At 48.4% G+C, this 347-nt stretch carries 1 protein-coding gene; it reads left to right on the top strand.

The annotated features are described in order from the left end of the window. The coding region (locus tag HC175_RS21450; RefSeq protein WP_317172392.1) for a pyrroline-5-carboxylate reductase family protein at positions 1-347 on the top strand (347 nt) is incomplete at both ends.

The following is a 347-nucleotide window of genomic DNA, read 5'->3' on the forward strand; positions in this document are numbered from 1 at the left end:
GTGGAATTGTTGATGATAAGGAACCTGCTGGATACCACCGGAGAATCGATCCATGTGGAAAACCAGAAATTCATAGATGCCTCTACCGGAATTTCGGGAAGCGGACCTGCCTATGTCTTCTATTTTATGAACTCTATGCTGGAAGCAGCCTTAAAAATGGGATTTTCGGAACACGATTCCCGCGTCCTGGTGAGTCAGACCTTTGAAGGGGCGGTAGAGTTATTCAACCAGAACGATCTCTCCCCTACTCTATGGATGGACCGCGTGGCCTCAAAAGGAGGAACCACCCGGGCAGCCCTGGATTCCATGGATGACAATAACGTAAAGGAATTGATCAAAGAAGCTGC

The sequence above is a fragment of the Salinimicrobium oceani genome, assembly GCF_012037645.1.